Source organism: Streptomyces sp. NPDC006314 (assembly GCF_040613075.1).
Lineage (GTDB): Bacteria > Actinomycetota > Actinomycetes > Streptomycetales > Streptomycetaceae > Streptomyces.
This window is the reverse complement of the sequence record NZ_JBEXRL010000054.1, coordinates 1-7,050: the sequence shown is the minus strand read 5'-3', so window position 1 is coordinate 7,050 and position 7,050 is coordinate 1. Positions and strand designations below refer to the sequence as shown.

The window sequence follows — 7,050 nt, the reverse complement described above, 5'->3', positions numbered from 1 at the left end:
CCCCGGGCCAGACCCGCACCCGCCACATACAACTCACCCGCCACACCCACCGGGACCACCGACAACGACCCGTCCAGCACATACACCCGCGTATTCCCCACCGGAACCCCAATGGGCGGCTTGCCCGCGCCTTCGAGCGGAGAGCTCATCGACACGCACACGGTGTATTCACTCGGCCCGTAGGCGTTGATCATGCGCCGTCCGCGGGACCACGTCGCCACCGTGTCCGCGGAGCACGCGTCGCCCGCCACGATGAGGGTGAAGTCGGGCATCCGCTCGGGCGTGAGGGCGGGCAGCAGGGCCGGCGGGATCAGGGCGTGCGTGACGCGTTCGCGCGTGAGGAGCTCCGTGAGCGCCTCCCCGTCGTGCAGCTTCTCCGTCGGGGCGAGCACCAGCGTGGCGCCCGCCAGCAGCGAGACGCTGATCTCCATGAACGCCGCGTCGAAGCCGAGGGACGCGAACTGGAGCATCCTGTCTCCCGGGCTGACGCCAAAGCCCTTGATCTTGCTGGAGACGAGGTTCGGGATTCCCTTGTGGGTGACGATGACGCCCTTGGGGCGGCCCGTGGACCCCGAGGTGTAGATCGTGTACGCGGGGTGCTCCGGATCGATCCGCACACCGGGATCCGTGTCCGGGAACCCCTCCAGGTCCGGCAACGCATCCAACGTCAGCAACGGCCTCGCGTCCTCCAACATGTACGCGATCCGCTCCGCCGGATACTCCGGATCGACCGGCAGATACGCCGCCCCCGACTTCAGCACACCCAGGAGCGCCACCACCATGTCCACCGAACGCGGCAGCATCAACGCCACCGTCCGCTCCGCACCCGCCCCCCGGGCGATCAGATGATGCGCCAGACGATTCGCCCGCGCGTTCAACTCCCCGTACGACAGAGACACCCCCTCACACGTCACCGCCACCGCATCCCCACGACCGGCCGCCTGCCCCTCGAACAGAGCGGGGAGCAGGAGCCGGGGCTCAGCGTCCGGCGTGGTGGGGCCCGTGCCGATCTCGGCGAGCTTGGCGCGTTCGTCGGCCGACAGGATCTCCAAGGCGTGGAGGGGGAGGTCGGGGTGTTCGACGGCTGTGGTGAGGAGCCGGGTGAGGTACGTCGTGATCCGCTCGGCCGTCGCCCGGTCGAACAGGTCCGTCGCGTACAGGAGGCCGCCGCTGATGCCCGCCGGCTCGGAGCCCTCGTCATGGGACTCGGCGATGTTGAACGCCAGGTCGAAGAGGGCCGCCGCCTCGGTGCCCGGTACGGCTTCGAGTTCCAGGCCCGGCAGTTCCAGGGTGGCCCGTGCATTGTTGTGGTACGCGAGCATGACCTGGAAGAGGGGGTGGCGGGCGAGAGTGCGCTGCGGGTTGACGGCCTCGACCAGGGACTCGAACGGCAGGTCCTGATGCGCGTAAGCCGCAAGATCGGTGTCCCGGACCCGGGCCAGCAGATCCCGGAACGAGGGATCACCCGAGGTATCCGTGCGCAGGACCAGGGTGTTGACGAAGAACCCGACGAGGTCCTCCAAGGCGTCGTCGGTGCGTCCCGCGATGGGGATGCCGATCGGAATGTCGGCGCCCGCGCCCAGCCTCGTCAGGGTCGCGGCGATCGCGGCCTGGAAGACCATGAACATGCTCGTGTTCGTCGACCGCGTCAGCGCCACCAGGCGCCCGTGCGTGTCCGCGTCCACCTCGAACACGGTGAGCGCTCCGTCGTGGGACGGCTCCGCTTGCCGCGGCCGGTCCAGCGGCAGTGCCAGTTCCTCGGGCACGCCGGCCAGCTTGTCCTTCCAGTACTCCAGCTGCTGCGCGAACAGGGACTCCGGGTCGGCGGGGTCGCCGAGCAGGTCGCGCTGCCAGAGGGTGTAGTCGGCGTACTGGACCGGCAGCTCCTCCCACTCCGGGGCGGAACCGCCGTTCACGCGCGAGGCGTACGCCTGTCCGAGGTCCCTCAGGAACGGCCCCGTGGACCAGCCGTCTGAGGCGATGTGGTGCATCAGCACCAGCAGCACCCACTCGCTCTCCCCGACCCGGAAGAGCGTCACCCGCAGCGGCAGCTCCACCGCGAGGTCGAACACGTACCGGCAGGCCTCCGCCACCTCGCCGGCCAGTTTGTCCTGCGTGCAGGGGACCGTCTCGAACGGCACGGCCTGCCCGGCCGGGCGGACGTCCTGGAACGGCTCACACTCCTCCTCGACGATCAGCGTCCGCAGCACCTCGTGCCGGTCGGTCACATCACCGACCGCCGCCTTGAGGGAAGCCACGTCCAAGGTGCCGGTCAGGCGGATCACGGACGGCATGTTGTAGGCCGAGCCCGCCGCACCGAAGCGGCCCAGGAACCACAGCCGACGCTGCGCAAACGAGAGAGGGATCATCAGAACTCCACAGGGATCACGTGAGAGGGGAAGAGCCGCGCCGAGGAGCCGTCAACGGGCTGCGCTGGGACGGCGCCGCGCAGTCAGGGCGGGCCGCCTGGGTGCCTGCGGCTGGGCGATGTGCGAGGCGATGCCGGCCACGGTGGGGGTGTCGAACATCGCGCGGATGGGCAGCTCGACGCCGAGCCGGTTGCGGACCCGGCTGACCAGACGGGTGGCCAGGATCGAGTGACCGCCGAGGTCGAAGAAGTCGTCGTCGATGCCGATCTCCTCCAGACCCAGCACCTCGGCGAACAGGTCACACAGGACCTCTTCGTGCGGGGTGCGCGGGCCCCGGCCGCCGATCGCGGCAGGTGCCTGGTCCGGCACCGGAAGCGCCTTGCGGTCGAGCTTCCCGTTGGCCGTCAGCGGCAGCCGGACCACGGGGACGACCGCCGAGGGCACCATGTGGTCGGGCAGCGTCTTCCGGAGCCGACGGCGCAGCCCGGCCGGATCCGCCTCGCGGCCTTCGCGGGGAACGACGTAAGCGACGATCCGCTGGTCGCCGGGGCGGTCCTCCCGCACGATCACCGCGCAGTGGACGACGTCAGGGTCACTGCCGATCGCGGCCTCGATCTCACCGAGCTCAATCCGGAATCCTCGTACCTTGACCTGGTCGTCGGCACGGCCGACGAACTCCAGGCCGCCGTCGGCGGTCCAGCGCACCACGTCGCCCGTCCGGTACATGCGGCCGCCGCCCGGGGCGAACGCGTCGGCGACGAACCGTGTGGCGGTGAGGGCCGCGCGGTCCCGGTAGCCACGGGCCAGGCCGGCTCCCGCGACGTACAGTTCGCCGGCCACGCCGACCGGAACCGGGCACAGCAGATCGTCGAGCACGTAGGCGCGCAGATCGCCGAGGGGCCGTCCGATGAGGCTGCCGCCCCCGGCGCGGGTCATCTCCTCGGCCAGCGGCAGATGACTGACGTGGACGGTCGTCTCGGTGATTCCGTACATGTTGACGAGGAGCGGAGTGTCCGTGGGCCGGATCTCGTACCAGTCCGCCAGCGAGGGAAGTTCGAGCTTCTCGCCTCCGAACACGACGTGGCGCAGCACGAGCGCGTCCGCGAGGGCGCGGTTCTCACGGGCCGCCTGGGTGAGCTGCAGGAACGCGGAGGGCGTCTGGTTGAGGACCGTCACGCCCTCGCCGACGAGGAGTTCGAGGAAGCTCGCGGGTGACCGGCTGATGAGCTGGGGTACGACGACCAGGCGGCCGCCGTGGAGGAGTGCGCCCCAGATCTCCCAGACGGAGAAGTCGAAGGCGTAGGAGTGGAACAGCGTCCACACGTCGTCCGGTCCGAACGAGAAGTGCTCCTGCGCGACCGCGAACAGTCGGCATACGTTCCGGTGGGTGACGATGACGCCCTTGGGGCGGCCCGTGGACCCCGAGGTGTAGATCGTGTACGCGGGGTGCTCCGGATCGATCCGCACACCGGGATCCGTGTCCGGGAACCCCTCCAGGTCCGGCAACGCATCCAACGTCAGCAACGGCCTCGCGTCCTCCAACATGTACGCGATCCGCTCCGCCGGATACTCCGGATCGACCGGCAGATACGCCGCCCCCGACTTCAGCACACCCAGGATCGCCACCACCATGTCCACCGAACGCGGCAGCATCAACGCCACCGTCCGCTCCGCACCCGCCCCCCGGGCGATCAGATGATGCGCCAGACGATTCGCCCGCGCGTTCAACTCCCCGTACGACAGAGACACCCCCCCACACGTCACCGCCACCGCATCCCCACGACCGGCCACCTGCCCCTCGAACAGAGCGGGCAGGACGTCCGTGTTCGATCCGCGGTCCGAGGCAGCCCCCTCCCCCAGGAGCTGCCGGCGTTCCTGGTCCGAGAGGATCTCCAGGGTGTGCAGGGGTGCGTCGGGTGCTTCGGCGGCTGCGGTGAGCAGCCGGGTGAGCGCGGCGGTGATGCGTTCGGCCGTCGCCCGGTCGAACAGGTCCGTCGCGTACTGCAGGGCGCCTCGGAGGGCTTCGTCACCTGCCTTGAAGTCCCGTTCGAGGATGTTGAAGGTGAGGTCGGTTTTGGCGGTTTCGGTGGTGGGCGGGAGGGTGTGTGCGGTCAGGCCGGGCAGGGTCAGGCGGGCCTGGCTGGTGTTGTGGTAGGCCAGCGTCACCTGGAACAGGGGATGCCGGGCCAGACTCCGCTGCGGATTGACCGCCTCGACCAGGGACTCGAACGGCAGGTCCTGATGCGCGTAAGCCGCAAGATCGGTGTCCCGGACCCGGGCCAGCAGATCCCGGAACGAGGGATCACCCGAGGTATCCGTGCGCAGGACCAGGGTGTTGACGAAGAACCCGACGAGGTCCTCCAGGGCGTCGTCGGTCCGCCCCGCGATCGGGATCCCGATAGGGATGTCATTGCCGGCCCCGAGCCGGGTCAGGGTGGCGGCGATCGCGGCCTGGAAGACCATGAACATGCTCGTGCTCGTCGACCGTGCCAGCCCGGCGAGACGCGCGTGCGTGCCCGCGTCGACCTCGAACGCGGCGAGTTCACCATGATGCGAGGGCTCCACCGGCCGCGGCCGGTCGACAGGAAGGACCAGCTCCTCCGGAGCCCCGGCCAGAGCCTGCTTCCAATACTCCAGCTGCCGCGCGAACAAGGACTCATGGTCGGCGGGATCGCCGAGGAGGTTCTGCTGCCAGAGGGTGTAGTCGGCGTACTGGACCGGCAGCTCCTCCCACACCGGCGCGGCACCAGCATTCACGCGTGAGGTGTATGCCTGCCCGAGGTCCCTCAGGAACGGCGTCGCGGACCAGCCGTCCGAGGCGATGTGATGGGTCAGCACCAGCAGCACCCACGCGTCGTCCGCGAGACGAAAGAGCGTCACCCGCAGCGGGAACTCCACCGCGAGGTCGAACACGTGACGGCCGGCCTCCGCGAGCCTGTCGGCCAGCTCGTCCTGCGAGCAGGCGACGCTCTCGAACGGCACGGCCTGCCCAGGCGGGCGGACCTCCTGGAACGGCTCACCCGCCTCCTCGACGATCAGCGTCCGCAACACCTCATGCCGGTCGGCCACATCACCCACCGCCGCGCGCAGAGCCGCCTCGTCCAGCGCCCCCGTCAGGCGGACGGTCAGGGGAATGTTGTAAGCAGAGCCGAGCGTGCCCAGCCGACCCAGGAACCACAGCCGACGCTGCGCGAACGACACCGGCACCAGCCCCGACCCCTGAGCCCCCACAGCCGTCACCGGCGGACGCACACCATCCACCCCGTCCATCCCCTGAACCAGACCCGCAACCGTCGGCGTGTCGAACAACGCCCGCAGATGCAACTCCCAGCCCAACACCGACCGCACCCGGCTCGCCAGCCGCGTCGCCAGCAGAGAATGCCCGCCCAGATCGAAGAAACTGTCATCAATCCCGACCCGCTCCACCCCCAGCACATCCGCGAACAGCGAACACAACACCTCCTCCCGCACATCCCGCGGACCACGACCCGCACCCTCCACCCCGTAATCCGGCACCGGAAGCCCACGACGGTCCAGCTTCCCGTTCGCCGTCAACGGCAGCACATCCAGCACCACAAACGCCGCCGGCACCATGTACTCCGGCAGCACACGCCGCACCAGAGCACGCAACCCACCCACCACACCCGAACCCGCCACACCCACAGCCGGCACCACATACGCCACCAGCCGCCGGTCCCCCGGCCGGTCCTCACGCACCACCACCGCCGCATGAGCCACCGACCCATGCCCCACCAACACCGACTCGATCTCACCCAGCTCGATCCGGAAACCACGCACCTTCACCTGGTCATCCGAACGACCCAGATACTCCAACTCCCCATCAGCACGCCACCGCACCACATCACCCGTGCGATACATCCGCGCACCCGCAGGACCGAACACATCCGCCACGAACCGACCCGCCGTCAAATCCGGCCGGCCCACATACCCACGAGCAACACCCTCACCCGCGATGTACAACTCACCCACCACACCAACAGGCACCACATCCAAACCCTCATCCAGCACATACACACGCACGTTGGCGAGGGGGGTGCCGATCGAGATGCCGTCGTCGTCCGCCGCGAGGCGGGTCGCCGTGGCCCAGATGGTCGCCTCGGTCGGTCCGTAGAGGTTGAGCGCGCTGCCGTCGGCCGTGCGGAGCTGGTGGGCGAGGGCGGGGGGCAGGGCTTCGCCGCCGGTGAGTTTGCGCAGGCCGTCGAGGGCGTGGGGGGCGTGGGCGGTGAGCATCTGCCAGGTGGTGGGGGTTGCCTGCATGACGGTGATGCCGTTGGAGGTGATCATGCGGGCCAGTGCGGCGGGGTCCTTGGCCTCCTCCGCAGGGGCGATGACCACCCGTGCGCCCTGGGTGATCGGCCCGAACAGCTCCAGCGGGGACATGTCGAAGGCCACGGTGGCCAGGGCCAGCCATCGGTCGGTGGGGGTGAGGGGGAGTCGGTGGTGGATGGCGGTGAGGAGGTTGGCGAGGTTGGCGTGGGTGACGACGACGCCCTTGGGGCGTCCGGTGGAGCCCGAGGTGTAGATGACGTAGGCGGGGTCGGCCGGGAGGGGGGCCGTGGCCTGCGGTGACGCGCTGTCTGGGGCGTGCGGGTGGTCCAGGTCGTGGAGGTCTTCGAGGAGGAGGTGGGCGGGGCCGTCGGGGCCGGGGGCGGGCAGGACG

The 7,050-nt window shown here is 69.7% G+C and carries 2 protein-coding genes; both read right to left on the bottom strand.

Annotated elements, in window-relative coordinates:
- On the bottom strand, positions 1-2,369 hold a 2,369-nt coding region (locus ABZ079_RS36615; protein WP_356943763.1), incomplete at its 3' end, for a condensation domain-containing protein.
- A 51-nt stretch (positions 2,370-2,420) separates the two neighbouring features.
- A partial coding sequence (locus ABZ079_RS36610; RefSeq protein WP_356943762.1) for an amino acid adenylation domain-containing protein occupies positions 2,421-7,050 on the bottom strand: 4,630 nt, incomplete at its 5' end.